The sequence below is a fragment of the Mesorhizobium sp. B2-1-3A genome (assembly GCF_006442655.1).
In the GTDB taxonomy this organism is placed as follows: Bacteria; Pseudomonadota; Alphaproteobacteria; order Rhizobiales; family Rhizobiaceae; genus Mesorhizobium.
Genome location: NZ_VFWK01000003.1, coordinates 511530 through 531249, shown reverse-complemented (window position 1 = coordinate 531249; position 19720 = coordinate 511530). Strand labels below are relative to the sequence as shown.

The following is a 19720-nucleotide window of genomic DNA, read 5'->3' as shown; positions in this document are numbered from 1 at the left end:
GATGGCCGCCGTCCGCACTTCTTCCGAGATCGGCTTCAACCGCGTCGCCATCGTCGCCGTGCTGGTGGTGACGATCATCTTCCTCGCCCCAATCTACTGGATCGCCTCGACGGCATTCAAGCCGCGCAACCTGGCCACGACCATCCCGCCGACGGTCGTCTTCCAGCCGGAGATTTCGCCTTTCGTGAAGCTGTTCACCAAGCGCTCGCAATTGCGCAGCCCGCCGACGCCCGAAGAATACGCGGCGGCGCCATGGTGGGAGCGGGTCGTTTTCGATGGCGGCGAGAAGATCGTGCGCGATGGCAAAGGCCAGGTGCAGTGGTCGGGCTATCCGAGCCGCTTCCTGAATTCGCTGATCATCGCCATCACCTCGACAGTGCTGGCGGTCGGCATGGGCACGTTCACCGCCTACGGCTTCTCGCGCTTCAAGGTGAAGGGGGAGGCGGATCTGCTCTTTTTCATCCTGTCGACACGCATGCTGCCGCCGGTGGTGGTGGCGATCCCGATGTTCCTGATGTACCGCGCGGTCGGCCTCAACGACACCCATATCGGCCTGATCATTCTCTACACCGCCTTCAACCTGTCCTTCTCGGTGTGGCTGATGAAGGGTTTCATGGACGAGATCCCGAAAGAATATGAGGAAGCGGCCCTCGTCGACGGTTACACGCGCATGGAGGCCTTCTTCAAGATCGTGCTGCCGGAGGCCGCCACCGGCATCGCCGCCACTGCCGTGTTCTGCTTCATCACGGCGTGGAACGAATATGCCTTCGCGCTGATCATGACCAATCGCCGTGCGCAGACAGCGCCGCCCTTCATCCCCAGCCAGGTCGGTTCCGGCCTGCCCGACTGGACGGTGATCGCCGCCGGAACGTTCCTGTTCCTGCTGCCGGTCGCCATCTTCACCTTCCTGCTCCGCAATCATTTGCTGCGCGGCATCTCCTTCGGAGCGATCCGCAAATGAGCTTTCGCGCCATCAATCAGAAATACCTGGAGCCTGGTTCGCAGGTGCTCATGGTGCTCGGCATCGTGGCACTCTGCCAGCCCTGGAACATGCTGCTGCACACATACGGCCTGACCATCATCCTGATCGGGCTGATCGGCTTCAACATCACCTCGAAAATCGCGCCTGAGGAGGAGGCCGGCACCGGCCATGCCGCGCGAAATCCGGGAGCAGAGCATTGACCCAGATCGAGCTTCGCGGCGTCCAGAAATTCTTCGGCGCCGTCCAGGTCATCAAGGACCTCAACCTCAAGATTGCCGACAACGAGTTCATCGTGCTGCTCGGCCAATCGGGCTGCGGCAAGACGACGACGCTGCGCGCGATCGCCGGGCTGGAGACGATCGACGAGGGCGACATCCTCATCGACGGCAAGCCGGTCCAGCATCTGAAGGCCGCCGACCGCGACATCGCCATGGTGTTCCAGTCGTTCTCGCTCTACCCGCATATGAGCGTCTACGAGAACATCGCCTTCCCCTTGCGCGCCACGCGCAAAAGCAAGGCCGAGATCGACAGCGAGGTGCGCTCGGTCGCCAAGACCCTGCAGATATCGGATCTGCTCGGCAAGAAGCCATCGGCACTTTCGGGCGGCGACATGCAGCGCGTCGCCATCGGCCGGGCGCTGGTGCGGCGGCCGAAGGCTATGCTGATGGACGAGCCGATCGGCGCGCTCGATGCCAAGTTGCGCGAGGAGATGCGGGCCGAGATCAAGCGGCTGCACATCAAGCAGGGCTCGACCACGATCTATGTCACGCACGACCAGATCGAGGCGATGAGCCTCGCCGACCGCATCGTCATCATGCATGAAGGCGTGCTGCAGCAGGTGGGCACGCCCGACGAGGTCTATTCGCGCCCGGCCAATCTGTTCGTGGCGCAATTCGTCGGCAGCCCGGTGATGAATGTCGCCGACGCGGCGGTGGCCGAGAAAGCCGCGTCCGCATCGGTGACGGTCGGTGACGCGGCCACCGGCTTCGAGTTTCCGCGCGCTCTGCTGTCGAAGCTCAACGGCCATGCCGGCGGCCAGCTGGCGCTCGGCATCCGTCCGGAAGGCGTGCTCATTCGCCGTGACGCGGCCGACGGCTTCATGGCCGTCGAGACGCAGATCGTCGAACCGCTGGGGTCCTTCGATATCGTCGACCTGAAGGTCGGCTCCAAGATGCTGCGCGCCCGTACCAAGAGCGGCTTCATCTCGGGGCCCGGCGAGAAGGTCTTTGCGCGGATCGATCCGACGCAGGCGCATTTCTTCGACAAGGCAAGCGGCAAGTCGCTGGAAGTGAGATTGTGATGGCCCATATCCAGCTCAAGAATATCTCCAAGAGTTTCGGTAATCACACGGCCCTGACCGGGCTCGATCTCGACATCGCCGATGGCGAGTTCTTCGTGTTGCTCGGCGAGACGGGCGCCGGCAAGACGACGACGCTGCGGCTGATCGCAGGCCTCGAGAAACCGAGCGAGGGGCAGGTCCTCATCGACGGCGTCGACGTTGCCGACTGGGGCGCGGCCGAACGTGACGTGGCGCTGGTGCTGCAGCAATATTCGCTCTATCCGCGCTACACGGTGCGTGAAAACCTCGAATTCCCGCTGAAGCCGAAGATCCGCCGGCTGCCCGATGCCGAGATCAAGGACCGCGTCGACCGCGCTGCCCGCACACTGCGCATCGAGCACTTGCTCGACCGCAAGACCGACCGCCTGTCCGGCGGCGAGATGCAGCGCGTCTCGATCGGCCGCGCCATCGTGCGCAAGCCGCGCGTGTTCCTGATGGACGAGCCGCTGTCGGCGCTCGATGCCAAATTGCGCGAGGCGCTGCGCACGGAACTGAAGAACCTGCAGATACAGCTCGGCGCCACGTTCCTGTTCGTCACCCACGACCAGATCGAGGCGATGTCGATGGGCGACAAGGTTGGCGTGCTCAACCATGGCCTCATCGTCCAGACCGGCACGCCGCACGAGATCTACAACAACCCGCGCGACACCTATGTGGCAAGCTTCGTCGGCTCGCCGCCGATGAACCTCATCGACGGCAAGCTGGTCAACAACCGCGCGGTGATGGCACCGATGAATTTCGAGCTGCCGCTTTCTGGGGGAGCCAAGACGAGTGCGGCGACCGACGGTCGCCCGCTCGTCTTCGGCATCCGTCCCGAAGATGTCTATCTGGAAAGCGGCGCTCCGGTCGAGGCGCGTGTCCATGACGTGGAAAATCATGGCGTCGAGAAGATCCTGACGCTGCGCGTCGGCGACACAACACTGCGCGCAACGGTGCCGGCCAGGACCGATGTCGCGATCGAACAGCCGGTGCGTTTTGCCTGGAACCCGGACAAGGTGGTGCTGTTCGACAAGGGCAGCGGTGTCAGCTTGCGCCACGCCGGGTGACGCGCTGTTTCTGATCAGCCGGGTAGCCTTGCTACGAAGGATACTGGCTCAACTGGCCTGGCGGATTTCGGCCTGTTCCTCGGCGCGAAGGTGGCTGGGCGCCGCGCCGATGACCCGCTTGAAGGCACGGCTGAAGGCGGCGTCCGATTCATAGCCAAGGCGGGCGGCAACGACTGATATTTTCATCCGGTCGCGGACCAGCCACTGACGCGCCTGATGCATCCTGACCTGGGTGACATATCTTGCCGGCGTTTCGCCGACGATGGTGGCGAAACGTTCGGCAAAACCCGAGCGCGAGGCGCCCATCATCCGGGCCAGCGACTCGACCGTCCAGTCATGGTCAGGTTCGAGATGGATGGCGGCCAGCACGCGACCGATGTCGCGGTCCTTGACCGCGGCGATCCAGCCGGAGGAGTCGCCGCAACCACGTTCGACCCAGGAGCGGATGACGGTGGCGGCAAGCACATCGGCCAGCCGTGCCAGGATGCCGCCGGAGCCGACACGCTCCATCGTCACTTCGCGCGCCATGGACTCCAGCAGGTGTGGAATGCCGGGCTCGTAGGCTTCCAGCTCGTGCGTGCGCATCACGTCCGGCATCATGCCGAGCAGGGGGTGCAGGCCGTCGATGTTGAAATACATCGCGGCGCAGAAAAGCAGCGTTCCGGGCTGACAATTCTTGTCGCACATCTCCGCGTTTGACGTGCAATAGACATCCTTGCAGACTTCCTCGAGCTCGTAGCCATGGATCGGCCAGGCCTGCGCCCCGGGTTCGCTGGCCAGCACATGCGCCTCGCCTCGTGGAAGCAGCACCGCGTCGCCAGCATTGAGCTGCACCCATTCGCCGGATGGCTGCTTGAGCCAGCAGCCCTTGCGGCCGATGAAATGAAACCGCGCTCCGGGCTGAGCCGGGAACTGGATACCCCAAGGCTCCTTCATTTCGCAGCGGCCATACTCGACACCGTCGAGACGCAGGCCCCGCAATATGTCAGTCAGCGGGTCGCCGGTAATCGGGATTTTGGACGAACGGTCATGCATGATGGGGTTTCTAGCATGGAAACTCCAGCCCGTCACTCCCTATGTTGCGCCGCAAACAAATCGGAGACTGACCATGGCCGAACCCGCGACAGGCGTCATCGACGCCGCACTTCTGAACCCCACAGAAACCGATGAGCGAGCCGAGCCGGCATGGGGTGCCGTGGTTTCGCTGGCGCTTGGCGTTTTCGGCCTCGTCACCGCCGAATTCCTGCCCGCCAGCCTGCTGACGCCGATGGCGCGCGATCTCGGTGTCAGCGAAGGCGTGGCCGGGCAAGCGGTGACGGCAACCGCCATAGTCGGCGCCATCGCAGCGCCCACCATGGCCATCATCACAAGGCGCATGGACCGCAGGTTCGTGATGTGGATGCTGACGGCATTCCTCATCTTGTCCAACCTCCTGGCCACCTTTGCCTCATCGCTGTCCATGCTTCTGCTTGCCCGCGTCGTGCTCGGCGTTGCGCTCGGCGGCTTCTGGGCGATGTCGGCGGCCATGGCGTTGCGGCTGGTGCCGATGCGGCTGATGCCGCGCGCCATGTCGATCATCCTGACCGGGGTCTCGCTGGCCACCGTCACCGCCGCTCCGGTCGGCGCCTATGTCGGCGACATCTGGGGATGGCGCACGGCGTTCATGATTGCCACCATCGCCGGCGCCTTGGCGCTGCTGGTGCAATTGGCCACCATTCCGAAGCTGCCACCGGTGGGTGTCGCAAGCTTCCGCACCTTGCTCGATGTGCTGGAGCGGCCGTCGATCCGGGTGGCGCTGCTGGTCGTGCTGCTGGTCGCGTCCGGGCATTTTGCCGGCTTCACCTATGTGCGCCCCTTCCTCGAAAAGGTGCCGGTGCTCGACATCGAGACGATCTCGCTGGTGCTGCTGGCCTATGGCGTAGGCGGTTTCTTCGGCAATATCGCCGGCGGCATCCTGGCGGAGCGTAACCTCCAGGCGGCCGTTGCCCTGGCGCCCTTACTGATTGCGCTGGCCGCCGCCTCGATGCTGATCTTTGGCGCCTCGCCGACGATTGCCGCCACCGCCGTCGCCGCCTGGGGTTTTGCCTTCGGCGCGGTGCCGGTCGGGTTGCAGAGCTGGCTGGTGCGGGCAGCGCCGGACCAGGCCGAAAGTGCCGGCGGCTTGATGGTGGCGACCTTCCAGGTGGCGATCGCGCTGGGCGCCGTCTTCGGCGGCTTGCTGGTCGACCATACCGGCGTGGCCAGCGCCTTCGCCTATTGCGGCATCGCAACGCTGCTGGCGGCGATCGTCGTGTTCCTGCGTGGCCCGAAGCAGGCCGAATAGTCTCCCATCCCTGACCTGCCCAGCGGCCCGAGAACCATCATGGTTATCGGGCCGCTGCCGTTGTGATGGCGGCAACGAAGCGGCTGAGGCTGTCCTCGATATAGGTGGCGACTTCAACTGCCGGATCGAAGCTCCACCACAGGAGGGAGCCTTGCCAGTGCGACGCCATCAGCAGGCCGATGTCCCGCGGAGGTGTGGGCGTTGCCGCGAAACAAGCCGCCAGTGCCTTGCAAAGGGCTGTCTTCCAGGCCGCACCGCGCGTCCTGAGCACGGGGTCTCGCAAATCCTCGCGCAAGACGAGCAGGCCTTCGGCATAGGCTTCGATGCCGCCATAGCCCTGCGACAACGCCACCAGCAATTCAATGGCGCCGGCCGGGGTCTTGGGCACGCTGGCGGCCAGCATCCTGGTCCTGTCGTCGAGGTCGTCCCAGGCATGCAGCAAGGTGCGCTGCTTCAACCGCGCCTTATTGCCAAAGCGCTGCACCAGTGTTGCACCGGAGAGGCCGCAGGCCTTTGCCAGGCGCTCGAAGGTAAGCGCCTCCGGGCCATGCTCGTGCATCAGCCGCAATGCGCTCTCCAGTACCTGCTCGTCGGATTGGGTCTTGGGACGGGTCATCTTGACATTCCATTATAACCGAACGATCATTTATATATGATGGACGTGGCGCAAGCCATCCTTATTTGATCGATGCGTGCCGTTCTTGGGAGAGTTCAATGACGTTGCAAGGAAAAGTTGCCCTGGTTGCCGGTGGCACACGAGGTGCCGGGCGCGGCATAGCGGTCGAGCTCGGCGCTGCCGGCGCCACTGTCTATGTCACCGGGCGGAGCACGCGCGCGCAGCAATCGGAGTATGCGCGCCCCGAAACAATCGAGGAGACGGCGGAAATGGTCACAGCGACCGGCGGCAGGGGCATCGCCGTGCAGGTCGACCATCTCGTGTCCGACGATGTGCGCAGGCTGGTCGAGCGCATCCGCACCGAACAGGGCCGTCTCGATATCCTGGTCAACGACATCTGGGGCGGTGAGAAGCTCTTCGAATGGGACAAGCCAGTCTGGGACCACAATCTGGAGAACGGTTTGCGCATGCTGCGTCTGGCCATAGACACCCATCTGATCACCGCCCACCATGCGCTGCCCCTCATGATCGAGCAGCCGGGCGGGCTGCTGGTCGAAGTCACGGACGGCACCGCCGAATACAATGCCGATCACTACCGCCTGTCGCCTTTCTACGATCTCGCCAAGGTCGCGGTGAACCGCATGGCCTGGGCCCATGCCAAGGACCTTGCGAAACACGGAGCCACCTCAGTCTCGTTGACGCCCGGCTGGCTGCGATCGGAGATGATGCTGGAGGCTTTTGGAGTACGCGAGGAAAATTGGCGTGATGCAACCGCGACGGTGCCGCATTTCGTCATTTCGGAGACGCCGCGCTTCGTTGGGCGCGCCGTTGCCGCGTTGGCTGCGGATCCTGATCGCTCACGCTGGAACGGGCAGTCGCTATCCAGCGGCGGGCTGGCGCGAGTCTACGGCTTTACCGACCTCGACGGTTCGCGGCCCGATGCCTGGCGCTATGTGCCGGAGGTGCAGGACGCCGGCAAGTCAGCCGACGCAACGGGCTATCGGTGATGCGGTCTGGAGTCGCTCAGGCCGAACGCCCGTCAAAATCGAAGACCGGCAAGGCGGACAGGTCGATATCGGCGACGCAGTTGAGGTTGATGTAAGCGTTGCGTTCGCCGCTTTCGCGGAGATCCTCGGCGAAAGGGTGGATGCCGCAGGTGCGGCAGAAGCGGTGCGCCATGGTGTGGTTGCCGAATGTGTAGGTGCCCAGATCATCGCCCCAGGCCAGGACGGTCAGGCTCTCATGCGGGATGGCGCACAGCAGGGCGCCCTTGCGTGAGCAGATCGAACAATTGCACCTGATGGCACCGGTCAGTTCCGCCTTGAATTCCAGGCCGACCTTGCCGCAGTGACAGCTGCCTTTGTACAGCATCAGTATCTTCCTATCGCTGGCAGGTGCAAAGGCACGCTGGCCGGGTTATCCCTTTCGCAGGCCCAACCGGCTGCGTTAAGTCTTTGTTTTTTCGCAATTCCCAAGGGCAAAGCGCCATGCGCTTTGCCCGGGGAAAACCGCACACACTTTTCCTGGAATTGCTTTAAAGACGTTGCATTCTGGCGGAGTCCGACATCTACATGCAATCCATCCGTGACCGTCTCGAAATCATCCTGTCACGTCTTGCCAATCGTGCGGCCGACGAGAAGGTCTTCACCAGGCTCTATGCCGAACCCGCGCGGGCCGCGGCGGACGCCAGCGATGCCCGTAAGCGCGCCGGTGTGACGCTTGGGCCGCTCGACGGCACCATCGTCTCGATCAAGGATCTGTTCGATGTCGCGGGCGAACAAACGACGGCGGGCTCGCTGATGCTCAGAACCGCCGCGCCCGCTTCGGATGACGCCGCCATCGTCCGCCGGCTGCGGCAAGCCGGTGCGGTCATCATAGGCAAGACCAACATGACCGAATTCGCCTTCACCGCGATCGGCGACAACATGCACTACGGCACGCCAGGCAATGCCGTTGACGCCACCCGCATCCCCGGCGGTTCGTCGTCCGGCGCCGGCGTTTCCGTCGGCGAGGGGACGAGCGACGTCTCGATCGGATCCGACACCGGCGGGTCGATCCGCATTCCTGCCGCGCTCAATGGCGTCGTCGGCTTCAAGCCGACGGCGCGGCGCGTGCCGCTGGCCGGCGCCTTTCCGCTGTCTGGCACCTTGGACTCGATCGGGCCGCTTGCCCGAACCGTCGCGCAATGTGCCGCCACCGATGCCGTGATGGCCGGCGAGGTGCCGACCGAGCTGGTGGCCGTATCGCTCGCGGGACTTCGCGTTGGTGTGCCGCGCGGCGTTCTTTTCGGCGACACGGAAGGTGAGGTCATGACGGCGTTCGAGCGTTGTCTCGGCAAGATCGAACAGGCTGGCGCGCGCATTGCGGATCTGTCGATCGACGACATGATTGCCGATCTGCGCACGGCGACCAAACGTGGCTCGATCGCTGCCATGGAAGGGGCCGAGGTGCATGCCGACTGGCTGGCGACAGGCGCATCGGCGCCAGTCGACCCGCATGTCAGCGGGCCTTTGTCGCGAGCGGCGATGCTGCCGGTGCCGGTCTATATCAGGGCCTTGCGCCGCCGCCGCGCGCTTGTCGCCGCCATGGATGAGCGGCTGACGGCGATCGATGTGCTGGCGCTGCCGACCACGCCGGTGGCGGCGCCGACCATCGTCTCCATGGCCGAGAATGCCGAGTTGCGCGATCACGTCGAAGGCCTGCTGTTGCGCAACACCCAGGTCGCCAACCAGTTCGACCTCTGCGCGATCTCGCTGCCGATGCCCGATATGGCGCTGCCGGCGGGGCTGATGCTGGTCGCACGCAATGGCCACGATCGGCATCTGCTGCGGATTGCCGCCGAAGTGGAGAGGCTGCTGGCTGATTGATCGGTAGGGAGCCGCGAATTGCGGATCAGTGTGACGAACAATGCTTGCGTTCGCTGTCCTTGGCGGTGCGCACGATGCGGGTCGCGACCAGCCAGGGCAGGCTGTAGTCCTTGCCGGTGATGGTCTGGGTGCGGTGCTCGATCGAGCCCCTGACGACGATCTCCCCGCTGTACAGCACGTCGGACTGATCCGTTATCGCCTTGTCGGCCTGCGGCAAACCGCTGGTGTCGATCGACACACCCTTGATGATCGTGCCAGTGGCAAGATCAAGCGCGCTGTTCGATGGGCAGGGCGCCTTGAAGCAGCGCAGCCCATTGTCACAATAGACATAGCTGCTCTCGGCTGCGGCGACTGCCGGCAAGGCGCAAATGGACGAGGCTGCGGCAATCAGAAATGCGAATTGAAGACCGGACATGGCCGCACCGTCGCGAAGAATTGGGGCGAAACCGCGATGCTCTAGATGTCGAGCGGAAACCGGCTCCGGTAATGATCGACAACTTCGGGATTGCGCAGATTGACCGGCAGCTTGCCGGCCAGCACGAGCAAGGCTTCGCCCGCTGCGCCGACGCCCATGCGCATCATCGATTCCTCGGTAATCCCTGCCATATGCGGGGTGATGATGACGTTGTCGAAGCCGAAATAGGGATGATTGGGCGGCAGCGGCTGCGTCGAGAACACGTCGAGCGCGGCGCCGCCGATGCGGCGCTCCCGCAAGGCCTCGATCAGGGCGTCGTCGTCGACGACCGGCCCACGCGAAACGTTGATCAAAACCGCGTTGGGTTTCATGCGGGCGATGCGCTCACGGCTGATCAGGCCACGCGTCTCCGGCGTCAGCGGACAGCAGAGCACGATGATGTCGCTCTGCTCGACCAGCGCGTCGATCGACAGGAAGCCGACTTTGTCCGGCGCCGGCTGCATGCTGCGCGTCGTTGCCACCACCTTCAGGTCGAAACCATGCGCCGCGATATGGCCGACGGCCTGGCCGACAGCGCCGAGGCCGACGATGCCGATGGTCTTGCCGGCAAGCTCTATATTGGCGTTGGCATACTCGCGTCCGGCGAGCCAGCCTTTGGCGCGCAGGTCGCGGTCGACCTTGCGGAATTGCCGCAGCAGCGCCAGTGCGGTGAACATGACGTGTTCCGCGACCGAGCGCGCATTGACAGCCGGCACGTTGGCCACCAGCACGCCGGCGGCCGCCGCCGCTTCCATTGGTATCATGTCGAGCCCGGCGCCATGGCGGATCGCCGCCCGCAGCTTCCAGGCACCCTCGAACAGCGCTGGTGGCAGCGGCGCGCGCACGATGACGATGTCGGAATCCTTCGCCTCCCGGGTCAAGGTGGCGGCATCGAGGGCCGAAGCGATGACGAGTTGACCGGCGCCGGCGAGCTTGGCCGAGGCGCGCGGGTGCAGCGGATGGGTCGACAGGATCTTTGGCACGGACTGGACCACGGTCAGGCCTTTTCGAGCGCCGGGCTCGCGGCAACCGCGTTGCCGCCCTCGATCAGCCCCTTCCAATAGCTCTCCGCGCCTTGAAGGTGGGCACTCATCAGCGCCTGGGCGAGGTTGCCGTCGCGGCGCAGCAGAGCCTCGTAGATCTGCACGTGCTCCGCATGCGAGCGAACGCTGCGTTCGGGATCGTTGAAGTAGATCGGCAGGCGCTGTTCGCCCATCAGATAATAGACGCTGCAGATGTTGTGGAAGACGCTGTTCTTGGTGGCGCGAACGATCTCGAGGTGAAACTCGCGGTCTTCCTTGGCGAGGCCTTCGCCGGCGGCGATGCGCTCCTCGGAAGCCCTGAGGATTTCACGCAGCCGCTCGAAATTCTCCTCGGTGGCGCGCGAGCAGGCAAGCTCGGCGGCCTTGATTTCGTGGATCTTGCGCAGCTCGACCGTCTCGTAGATCTGCAGCGGATCGAGCGGCAGGCCGGCGCGCGCGAACAGCGCCAGCGCCTCGACGCTCGCCTGCTTGGTGTCGATGTAGATGCCGGACTTCGCCCGACGCTCGACGATGCGCATGGCTTCCAGAATGGCCAGCGCCTCGCGGATCTGGCCGCGGCTGACGCCGAAATGCTCGGCCAGTTCACGCTCCGACGGCGTGCGGCCGGTCTCGCTGTCCGAGTGGGAGAACAGATAGGCGGCGAGTTCCGCGAGGAGGTTCTTTTCTTTCATCGTCAACTGCGTTGCGCGTGCGCCTCCAGGAATCGCTCAGAAATGGTGAACCCCAATCCAGGCTTTTCCGGGATCGCTATCATACCGTCCGTTGCTTCGACAGTCTCTTCGATCAGATCATGGATCATCGGGTTGGCGCCGAGCGAATATTCGACGATGAAACTCGACGGCGAGGCGGCACAGACATGCAAGCCGGCGAAGAAGCAGGGCGCGCCGGCCCACAGATGTGGCGCAAAGCGCAGATTGAAGGCGCTGGCGATGGTGCCGATCTTCATCGCCTCGCTGATGCCGCCGCAGAAGGCGGGATCGGGCTGGAAGATATCGGCTGATTTGAGCACGGCAAGATCGCGGAAGGCATAACGCGTCGCCTCACTCTCGCCGGTGGCGATCGGAACAGCGCCGGAGGCCCGCACTTCCGCCATGCCCGGCTTGTCGTCGGCAATGATCGGCTCCTCGAACCAGGCGAGATCGAGGTCGTTGACAAGGTGGATGAAGCGCTTGGCTTCCGCCACCGTATAGGTGCCGTGGGCGTCGACCATCAGTTCGACATCGGGGCCGAGCGCCTGGCGTGCGGCGCGCACACGGGCGGCGGAGACGTGTGCTGCCCCATCCATGGCGCCGACCCGCATCTTCAGCGCCTTGAAGCCGCCCCGGGCTATGTAGGATTTCAATTGCTCGCCGATGGCATCCGCGGACGCCCAGCCGCCCGAGGCATAGGCCTGCATGCGGTCGACCTTGCGGCCGCCGAGCAGCCGCCAGACCGGCACGCCGAGCGACTTGCCCAGGATGTCCCAGAGCGCGATGTCAATCGCGCTGATGGCGGCGATGCTCATGCCGCGCCGGGCGAGCTGCGGCATGGCGTGGCCGGTGCGCGCGGCACTGTCGTGGCGCACGCCGTTGTAGAGCATCTCCCAGATGATTCCGATATCGGCCGGATCCCGGCCGATCAGCTGCGGGCCGACCTCATGGTTCAGCATGTGGACGAGGGCGCCGTAGCTGCCGGCGCTGCCGGCGGCGTTCTTGCCTTCGCCCCAGCCGACCAGCCCGTCATCGGTTTCGATGCGCAGGATGGCGGCGTCGAAGGTCGTCACCTGGCCGAAGTCGCTGCGGTGCTGCCGAGCGGCTTCGATCGGGATGCGGACCCACCAGGCTTGGACGGTCTTGATGCGCATGTTTTTCCCCAGCCCTGCCGCCGGTCAGGGCGGAAGGGCAAATTTCCCAAAAAGTGTCGACTACTTGATCAGCGGCAGCAGCGTTTCGGCGGTGATGCGCATCTGGTCGGTGTAGAATTTCTCGGTGAGCACGCTGGAGCCGTGATCCTGGATGAACTTCAGTTGCTCAGGAGAGATATCGACCGGGTGGCGCTCGACCATTTCGGGATAGGGCGCCGCCGGCGTGCGGTCGACCGGAGCGACGAACTCGTTGGTCAGCGCGCCGTCGTAGCCGACTTCCTTCAAGGTGGCGACGATCTTCGGCCAGTCGATCTGACCGAGGCCGGCGGCGAAGCGGTTGTTGTCGGCAACATGGAAGTCGAACAGCCGCTTTCCGATCTTACGGATGGCGTCGTAGACGTTAAATTCCTCCATGTGGATGTGGTAGGCGTCGAGGCAGACGCCGCATTCGGGGCTCACGGCATCGGCCAGCGCCAGCGCCTGGGCGCCGCGATTGAACAGATAGGTCTCGAAGCGGTTGAGCGGTTCGACGGCGATCTTGACGCCGACCTTCTTGGCATGGGTGAAGCACTCGCGGGTCGCGTCGACCACCCACTTCCATTCCTCTTCCTCGGTGCCGTCCGGCACCACCTTGCCGACCGTTGCCGGAACGAGCGTGATGATCTCGCCGTCGAGTTCGCTGACCATGGTCAGCACGTCCTTGACGTACTGCACCGAGCGCTCGCGCTGGCCCTGGTTCTTGGCGGCAAGGTTGCGTTCGCCCAGCATCAAGGTCACCGCGCCCCAGCAGCGGATGCCATGCTCCTTCAGCAGCGCCCGCGTCTCCTTGGTCTTGTACTGTTCGGGCTCACCGGAAATCTCGATCGACTCATAGCCGAACTTCTTGATGCGCTTGAGGGTAGTCTCCAGGGGTTCCGCGCGCATCCAGTTGTGCGTCGAAAGATGCATGGTCTGTCCTTCCCAAATTCGTCCGTATGGTTTGCCTGCGACATGCATCGCCGAAAGGCGACGCAAGGGTTCCTCCCCAAGGCACCCCCAGCCTTTTCCTGCAAACTGGTTCGACCAATTGGGCCTGAAGTGAGGTCTACAGCAAATTGCCTGGAACGGCAAGAAGTGCGGAAGCGCAACTTCTTGTGTGAATTATTCCATTGATTGTATTGCGATATATGACGATATTTCGGGTGTGCCGACGGCTTTGAAGATGCATTGCGAGGCTTGACCAAATTCCGCTATTTGGTAATACCAGAATGGCAGTGCCTGCAAAGCGCCCGGTGCGAAAAGACCAAAATGGCTGGCCCTGCTTCCAATCGGCGCTATGCTTGGTCGCGACAAAATGAGGGAGGATGCCGATGCCGACGACAATGAAGGGCCCTGGGCTGTTTCTGGCGCAGTTCGCGGGTGACGCGGCGCCATTCAATTCGCTGGCCTCGATCACCAAATGGGCCGCCGGTCTCGGCTATAAAGGCGTGCAGATCCCGACCTGGGACGGGCGCCTGTTCGACCTCAAGAAGGCAGCCTCTTCCAAGACCTATTGCGACGAGGTCAAGGGCATCTGTGCCGATGCCGGCGTCGAGATCACCGAACTGTCGACGCATCTGCAGGGGCAGTTGGTGGCGGTACATCCGGCCTATGATACGCAGTTCGACGGCTTCGCACCGGCCTCGGTCCACAACAATCCCAAGGCGCGGCAGAAATGGGCGGTCGAGCAGATGAAGTTCGGCGCCAAGGCATCGCGCAATCTCGGGCTTGACGCCTCGGTGTCGTTCACCGGCTCGCTGGCTTTCCCTTATCTCTACCCCTTCCCGCAGCGGCCGGCCGGACTGATCGAGGAGGCCTTTGGCGAACTCGGCAAACGCTGGAAGCCGATCCTCGATGTGTATGAGGACAATGGCGTCGATGTCGGCTACGAAATTCATCCCTCCGAGGACGTGTTCGACGGCGCCACCTTCGAGATGTTCCTCGATGCGGTCGGCGGCCACAAGCGCTGCAACATCAACTACGACCCGTCGCACTTCCTCTTGCAGCAGCTCGACTATCTCGAATTCATCGACATCTACCACGAGCGCATCAAGGCGTTCCACGTGAAGGACGCCGAGTTCAATCCGACCGGCCGGCAAGGCGTCTATTCCGGCTATCAGAGCTGGACCAACCGCGCCGGCCGCTTCCGCTCGCTCGGTGACGGGCAGGTGGATTTCGGCGGCATCTTCTCCAAGCTGACGCAGTACAATTATGATTCCTGGGCGGTCCTGGAGTGGGAGTGCTGCCTGAAGCATCCCGAAGACGGCGCGGCCGAAGGCGCACCCTTCATCCAGCACCACATCATCCGCGTGACGGAAAAGGCATTCGACGACTTTGCCGGCGGCACCACCGACAAGAAGCTGCTGCGCGCGATGATGGGCATCTAGCGCGGCTTGTCCCTCCCCCGAGGGGGAGGGTGGCCCGAAGGGCCGGGTGGGGTCGGTTCGTGCCGAACTCCGCCTCTACGACCCACCAGATCCGCTGCGCGGATCGACCCCTCCTCGAGGAGAGGTAAATAGCACGAGGGAGAGAGACATGGTCGGCGCATCGAAGTCGGAAACGGGAGGCGGCCCGATCCGCTACGGCATGGTCGGCGGCGGGCAAGGCGCCTTCATCGGCGCGGTGCACCGCATCGCGGCGCGCATGGACAATGATTTCGTGCTGGTTGCCGGCGCACTGTCGTCCGACCCGGCGCGTGCCAAGGCTTCGGCCGCCGAACTCGGCCTCGATCCGGACCGCAGCTACGCGTCCTACGCCGAGATGGCCAAGGCCGAGGCGAAGCGTCCCGACGGCATCGAGGCGGTGGCCATCGTCACGCCCAACAATGTGCATGTGCCGGCAGCCAAGGCCTTCCTCGAGGCCGGCATCCACGTGATCTGCGACAAGCCGCTGGCGACGACGCTGGCCGAGGCGAAGAAGCTCGCCGCGGTCGTCGAGAAGACCGGCAAGGTGTTCGTGCTGACCCACAATTATACCGCCTATCCGATGGTGCGGCAGGCACGCGAAATGGTGGCAAAGGGCGTGCTCGGCGACATCCGCATCGTGCAATCGGAATATCCGCAGGACTGGCTGACCGAGGATCTCGCCGCCACAGGCCAGAAGCAGGCCTCATGGCGCGGCGATCCCAAGCAGGCGGGCGCCGGTGGCGCGCTGGGCGATATCGGCACCCATGCCTACAATCTCGCCCGCTTCGTCTCCGGGCTGGAGCTCGATTCGCTGTCGGCCGATCTCGATGCCTTCGTGCCGGGGCGGCTGCTCGACGACAATGTCAACGTCATGCTGCGCTTCAAGCCCGCCGGCAAGACGCATCCCGCCAAGGGCATGATCTGGGCGAGCCAGGTGGCGCCCGGACACGAAAACGGGCTGAAGCTGCGTATCTATGGTTCGAAGGGCGGGCTGGAATGGGTGCAGGCCGATCCGAACTATCTCTGGTACACGCCGTTCGGCCAGCCGAAGCAGTTGATCACGCGCAACGGCGCCGGTGCGCTGCCGGTCGCGGGTCGTGTCAGCCGCGTTCCATCAGGTCATCCCGAGGGCTATCTCGAAGGTTTCGCCAATATCTATCAGGAGGCGGCACGGGCCATTCGCGCGGCGCGCCGCAAGGGTGGCAAGCCGGCAAAGGATGTCGTCTTCCCGACCATCCAGGACGGCGTCGAAGGCATGGCCTTCATCGAGGCCTGCGTGAAGTCGTCGAAGAAGAATGGAGCGTGGACCAAGCTCTAGTCGCATGACCGGGTGAGGAGGCATGGCGTGAAGCCGGCGGGAACAGCCGGCGCGCCGTTAAATGGGGAGGGAGTGTCGATGAAAATCGGCATGTGCATGTTCTTATGGACGACCAGCGTCTCGAAGAAACACGAGGCGCTGCTGCGGGACATCAAGGCGACTGGCTTCGATGGTGTCGAGATCCCGGTCTTTGCCGGTGTGCCAGACGACTACAGGAAGCTCGGCGAACTGCTCGACCGGATCGGGCTGGAGCGGACCGCGGTCTCGGCGATGGGCGATCCGTCAATGAACCTGATCTCGGCCGACGCGGCGACGCGCAAGGCCGGTGTCAAGTACATGAAATGGGCTGTCGATTGCGCCGATGCGCTTGGCGCAAGGACGCTCAGCGGACCGCTGCATTCGACGCTGGGCGCGTTTTCCGGCTCCGGGCCGACGGCCGCCGAGAAGAACCGTTCCGTCGCCTCGCAGCGCGCCATTGGCGACCACGCCGGCAAGCGCAACGTCACCATCGGGCTGGAGGCGCTGAACCGCTTCGAATGCTATCTTCTCAACACGATGGCTGATCTGTCGGAGCACATCGATGCCATCGACCGGCCGCACATCAAGGCGATGTACGACACTTTTCATGCCAATATCGAGGAGGCCGACCCGATCGGCGCCTATACGAAGCATCGCAGAAATGTCGTGCACATCCACATATCGGAAAACGATCGCGGCGTGCCGGGGCGCGGCAATATTCCGTGGAAAGAGACGTTCGCCGCGATCCGCAAGAGCGGCTATGACGACTGGCTGACGATCGAGGCGTTTGGGCGCTCGCTGAAGGATTTGGCGGCGGCGACCAAGGTGTGGCGCGATTTCTCGGAAACGCCGGAAGCGGTTTATCGCGAGGGCTACAAGCATATCAAGAACGGGTGGAAGAAGGCCGCTTAGGGCGTCGGGACGCCGTCTGACGAGCGCTGTCCCACCGACCTCTCCTAATCGTGCACCACAGGACGACCTAACCCTGCTCGGCCTGGATCCGGTTGTAGTCATGGATCGTCCGGCTCAGCCGGCGGCGCAGGAAGTTGGATATGTTGTCGAAGATGAAGACGACGAGCAGGATCAGCAGCACCATGTAGAAGACGTTGGCCCAGTTGGAGTTGGTGCGCATCGCTTCCCACAATTTCAGGCCGATGCCGCCGGCGCCGACGGCGCCGATGATGGTGGCGCCCCTGGTGTTGGATTCCCACTGGTAGAGGGTCTGGCTGATGAAGACCGGAATGACTTCCGGCATCACACCGTAGCGCTGCACCAGGAGACCGTTGGCGCCAGTCGACAGCACACCTTCGCGCGGCTTGTCGTCGATGTTTTCCAGCGCCTCGGAATAGGTTTTGCCGAGCGTGCCGATCTCGGTAAAGAAGATCGCGGCACTGCCGGCGAGCGGGCCGGGGCCGAAGGCGCGGGTGAAGAACAAGGCCCAGATCAGCATGTCGACCGAGCGCATGAAGTCGAAGAAGCGCTTGAGCACCTGACCGAGCACGCCGCTCGGCGTGATGTTGCGGGCGGCGAAGAAGGCAAGCGGGAAGGCGACGATGGCGCCGAGCAGCGTACCCAGAAACGCCATGACGATGGTCTGCAAAAGCTTCGTCCAGACGTCGCCGTGTTGCCACTGGGCGTTGTTCCAGATGTTGTCGCCGGCCAGTGCCAGGTTCGAGGTGCCCGGCTTCAATTCGGGCCCCGACACGATCAGCGAGAGCACTTCGCCCGCCGATTTGCCGAAGAAGGGCGAGCGTGTGTCGAAGACGAAATTCGCCCAGCCGAGGAAGCGCTTGCGCACCTTGACGCGGTCGACGGTGACGCGCACCTCGCCGACGAAGCCCATCTTGGCGACCACCTCGTCGTCATGGGCGGTGATCCAGTCCGGCACCGGACCTGATATCACCGGCTTGCCGCTGGTCAGCGCAACAGGCACGGTCTCGCCGTTGGCCGTGATCGTCGCCTGCGCCTTGTCGAAGGTGACGGATTTTGCCGGGCCGTCGATCAGCACGGTGAAGGTGCCGTCCGTGTTCTTGATCACCCAGTCGGGGTTCGGGTTCTCGCCAAGGGCCGAAAAGCGCGGGTATTTTGGCGTGATCTCCGGCTGGTCGAGACGGAATTCCGGCTGCAAATCGTAACTGATCCATTGTGTCAGGAAGAGCGGCAGACGCTCCCAGTGCGATTCCCGCAGCACTTGCGGCAGGCTGAAGAACCACAGGACATAGATGAGGTAAGTCAGGATGCCGACAAACAGGAAGAGCGGGGCGAAGCGCTTGTGCAGCGGCCGCCGGAACACTTGCGGATAGCGCTCCTCGATCGACAGCATTTCCTCGGCGGTCATGGTCGTTTGTCTTTCCATTTGGCCATGACCTCTTGGACAAAACGGTTCCCGCTTGTCCGAGAAAACCGGATGCCACTTTTCGCTAACGCGGTCCTTCGGTTCGGTGTCATGGCCTAAGCCCCCATCAGAAAGGCTTGCTCGCCGACCAGCTTGCGGCGCAGCCAGGCGGAAAACTGGTCGATGATGAAGATGGTCGTGAACAAGAGCAGCACCAGCGCCAGTGTCTTGGCGCCGAAGCCGCGCGAGATGGAGAGCTTCAACTCCTCCCCGATGCCGCCGCCGCCGACGGCGCCGATGATGGTCGAGGCGCGGACATTGATCTCGACGCGCAGCAGCGTGTAGGACGTGAAATTTGGCAGCACCTGCGGCAGGCCGGCAAAGCGCACCCGCTCGAACCAGTTGGCGCCGACCGCGCGAAGGCCTTCCTCGGCACGCATGTCGATGTTCTCGTTGATCTCGTAGAACAGCTTGCCGAGCGCGCCGATCGAATGCAGGCCGATGGCGATGATGGCGGCGATCGGACCGATGGAGACAATTGCCGCGAACAGGCCGGCAATGACGATCTCGGGGAAGGCGCGCAGCAGCTCCATGAAACGCTTGACGATCAGCCGCAGCGCCGGATGGGGCGTCAGGTTGCGGGCCGCGATGAAGGAAAAGGGCACGGCGAAGATGAAGCCGATGAAGGTGGAAACCAGCGCCACGTTCACCGTGGTCAGCATCAGCTCGAAATATTCGGGAATGTAGAACCCGCCCCAGACATAGATGCGGCCGAGCGGGAAATTGTATTCCTGGGTGCCGGTATCATGCGGCGAGGCAATGTCGAACAGTGCCCGCCAGACGTCGTTCCAGTCCTTGGGGACCAGCCAGCTCAAGAAATCCAGGATATGCGGCAGCCGATCGAAGAAGTGTCCGGCATTGGCTTCGTCGGCGAACCACATGCTGGCGAACATCGCGGCGAGCAGCAGGCCGACGCCGAGCACGGTATAGAGCCTGCGCAGCGACGTCTGGCGTCGCCAGGCATCGGCCATCGGATGAGGGGCGCCGGAGGGGGCTGTCACGGAAAGGGTCATGATCGGAGATGCAAAAAGGGCGGTGTTTTTGAACACCGCC

Annotated in this window: 20 protein-coding genes; 10 read left to right on the top strand and 10 right to left on the bottom strand. The window is 63.7% G+C overall.

Annotated elements, in window-relative coordinates:
* Position 1 precedes the first annotated feature (1 nt).
* Genes FJ977_RS13870 through FJ977_RS13855 form a run of 4 tightly spaced genes read left to right on the top strand, consistent with a single transcriptional unit; the run spans position 2 to position 3367 of the window.
* Positions 2–961, top strand: a complete 960-nt coding sequence (locus FJ977_RS13870; RefSeq protein ID WP_140772184.1) for a carbohydrate ABC transporter permease — start codon at positions 2–4, stop codon at positions 959–961.
* Positions 958–1182, top strand: a complete 225-nt coding sequence (locus tag FJ977_RS13865) for a hypothetical protein (RefSeq protein ID WP_140772182.1) — start codon at positions 958–960, stop codon at positions 1180–1182. Before FJ977_RS13870 ends, FJ977_RS13865 begins: the two co-directional genes overlap by 4 nt.
* The gene (locus FJ977_RS13860) at positions 1179–2282 is read left to right on the top strand and encodes an ABC transporter ATP-binding protein (RefSeq protein ID WP_140772180.1); all 1104 of its coding nucleotides are present in this window, start codon (positions 1179–1181) and stop codon (positions 2280–2282) included. Before FJ977_RS13865 ends, FJ977_RS13860 begins: the two co-directional genes overlap by 4 nt.
* Positions 2282–3367: an ABC transporter ATP-binding protein gene (locus FJ977_RS13855; protein WP_140772178.1), complete on the top strand. Its 1086-nt coding sequence runs from the start codon at positions 2282–2284 to the stop codon at positions 3365–3367. Before FJ977_RS13860 ends, FJ977_RS13855 begins: the two co-directional genes overlap by 1 nt.
* Positions 3368–3415: 48 nt before the next feature.
* Here the strand turns inward: FJ977_RS13855 and FJ977_RS13850 are convergent, their stop codons facing one another.
* The gene (locus FJ977_RS13850) at positions 3416–4402 is read right to left on the bottom strand and encodes an AraC family transcriptional regulator (protein WP_140772176.1); all 987 of its coding nucleotides are present in this window, start codon (positions 4400–4402) and stop codon (positions 3416–3418) included.
* A 73-nt stretch (positions 4403–4475) separates the two neighbouring features.
* Here FJ977_RS13850 and FJ977_RS13845 point away from each other — a divergent pair, with 73 nt between their 5' ends.
* On the top strand, positions 4476–5690 hold the full coding sequence (locus FJ977_RS13845) for an MFS transporter (RefSeq protein WP_140772175.1): 1215 nt from the start codon (positions 4476–4478) through the stop codon (positions 5688–5690).
* Between the two features lie 43 nt (positions 5691–5733).
* Here FJ977_RS13845 and FJ977_RS13840 read toward each other — a convergent pair whose 3' ends face one another.
* Entirely contained in the window at positions 5734–6306 is a 573-nt protein-coding gene (locus FJ977_RS13840; protein ID WP_140772173.1) for a TetR/AcrR family transcriptional regulator, read from the bottom strand.
* Between the two features lie 98 nt (positions 6307–6404).
* On the opposite strand from FJ977_RS13840, the gene FJ977_RS13835 reads away from it, so the two are divergent.
* The gene (locus FJ977_RS13835) at positions 6405–7313 is read left to right on the top strand and encodes an SDR family oxidoreductase (RefSeq protein WP_140772171.1); all 909 of its coding nucleotides are present in this window, start codon (positions 6405–6407) and stop codon (positions 7311–7313) included.
* A 16-nt stretch (positions 7314–7329) separates the two neighbouring features.
* Here the strand turns inward: FJ977_RS13835 and FJ977_RS13830 are convergent, their stop codons facing one another.
* A complete protein-coding gene (locus FJ977_RS13830) occupies positions 7330–7677 on the bottom strand; it encodes a GFA family protein (RefSeq protein WP_140772169.1) in 348 nt (115 codons plus the stop codon).
* Positions 7678–7877: 200 nt separating this feature from the next.
* Here FJ977_RS13830 and FJ977_RS13825 point away from each other — a divergent pair, with 200 nt between their 5' ends.
* Positions 7878–9173, top strand: coding sequence for an amidase (locus FJ977_RS13825; protein WP_140772167.1), 1296 nt, complete (start codon positions 7878–7880; stop codon positions 9171–9173).
* A gap of 25 nt (positions 9174–9198) precedes the next feature.
* On the opposite strand, the gene FJ977_RS13820 is transcribed toward FJ977_RS13825, so the two are convergent.
* Genes FJ977_RS13820 through FJ977_RS13800 form a run of 5 tightly spaced genes read right to left on the bottom strand, consistent with a single transcriptional unit; the run spans position 9199 to position 13461 of the window.
* Complete coding sequence (locus tag FJ977_RS13820; RefSeq protein WP_140772166.1) at positions 9199–9588, bottom strand: hypothetical protein; 390 nt, start codon at positions 9586–9588, stop codon at positions 9199–9201.
* Positions 9589–9629: 41 nt separating this feature from the next.
* Positions 9630–10622, bottom strand: coding sequence for a hydroxyacid dehydrogenase (locus FJ977_RS13815; protein WP_246683077.1), 993 nt, complete (start codon positions 10620–10622; stop codon positions 9630–9632).
* Positions 10623–10624: 2 nt separating this feature from the next.
* The gene (locus FJ977_RS13810; RefSeq protein WP_140772164.1) at positions 10625–11341 is read right to left on the bottom strand and encodes a FadR/GntR family transcriptional regulator; all 717 of its coding nucleotides are present in this window, start codon (positions 11339–11341) and stop codon (positions 10625–10627) included.
* Positions 11342–11343: 2 nt separating this feature from the next.
* Positions 11344–12513: a mandelate racemase/muconate lactonizing enzyme family protein gene (locus FJ977_RS13805; RefSeq protein WP_056568326.1), complete on the bottom strand. Its 1170-nt coding sequence runs from the start codon at positions 12511–12513 to the stop codon at positions 11344–11346.
* 60 nt (positions 12514–12573) lie between these two features.
* Positions 12574–13461 (bottom strand): sugar phosphate isomerase/epimerase, encoded by an 888-nt coding sequence (locus FJ977_RS13800; RefSeq protein WP_140772162.1) that lies wholly within the window; start codon positions 13459–13461, stop codon positions 12574–12576.
* Between the two features lie 401 nt (positions 13462–13862).
* Between FJ977_RS13800 and FJ977_RS13795 the strand changes: the two genes are divergently transcribed.
* The 3 genes from FJ977_RS13795 to FJ977_RS13785 all read left to right on the top strand — a co-directional run bounded on the left by FJ977_RS13795 (position 13863) and on the right by FJ977_RS13785 (position 17184).
* Positions 13863–14918 (top strand): sugar phosphate isomerase/epimerase, encoded by a 1056-nt coding sequence (locus FJ977_RS13795; RefSeq protein ID WP_140772161.1) that lies wholly within the window; start codon positions 13863–13865, stop codon positions 14916–14918.
* Positions 14919–15066: 148 nt separating this feature from the next.
* Entirely contained in the window at positions 15067–16254 is a 1188-nt protein-coding gene (locus FJ977_RS13790) for a Gfo/Idh/MocA family oxidoreductase (RefSeq protein ID WP_140772159.1), read from the top strand.
* 78 nt (positions 16255–16332) lie between these two features.
* A complete protein-coding gene (locus tag FJ977_RS13785) occupies positions 16333–17184 on the top strand; it encodes a sugar phosphate isomerase/epimerase (protein ID WP_140772158.1) in 852 nt (283 codons plus the stop codon).
* Between the two features lie 67 nt (positions 17185–17251).
* On the opposite strand, the gene phnE (FJ977_RS13780) is transcribed toward FJ977_RS13785, so the two are convergent.
* On the bottom strand, positions 17252–18628 hold the full coding sequence (phnE, locus tag FJ977_RS13780) for a phosphonate ABC transporter, permease protein PhnE (protein WP_140772157.1): 1377 nt from the start codon (positions 18626–18628) through the stop codon (positions 17252–17254).
* 95 nt (positions 18629–18723) lie between these two features.
* Complete coding sequence (gene phnE / locus FJ977_RS13775) at positions 18724–19680, bottom strand: phosphonate ABC transporter, permease protein PhnE (RefSeq protein WP_140772155.1); 957 nt, start codon at positions 19678–19680, stop codon at positions 18724–18726.
* Positions 19681–19720 lie beyond the last annotated feature (40 nt).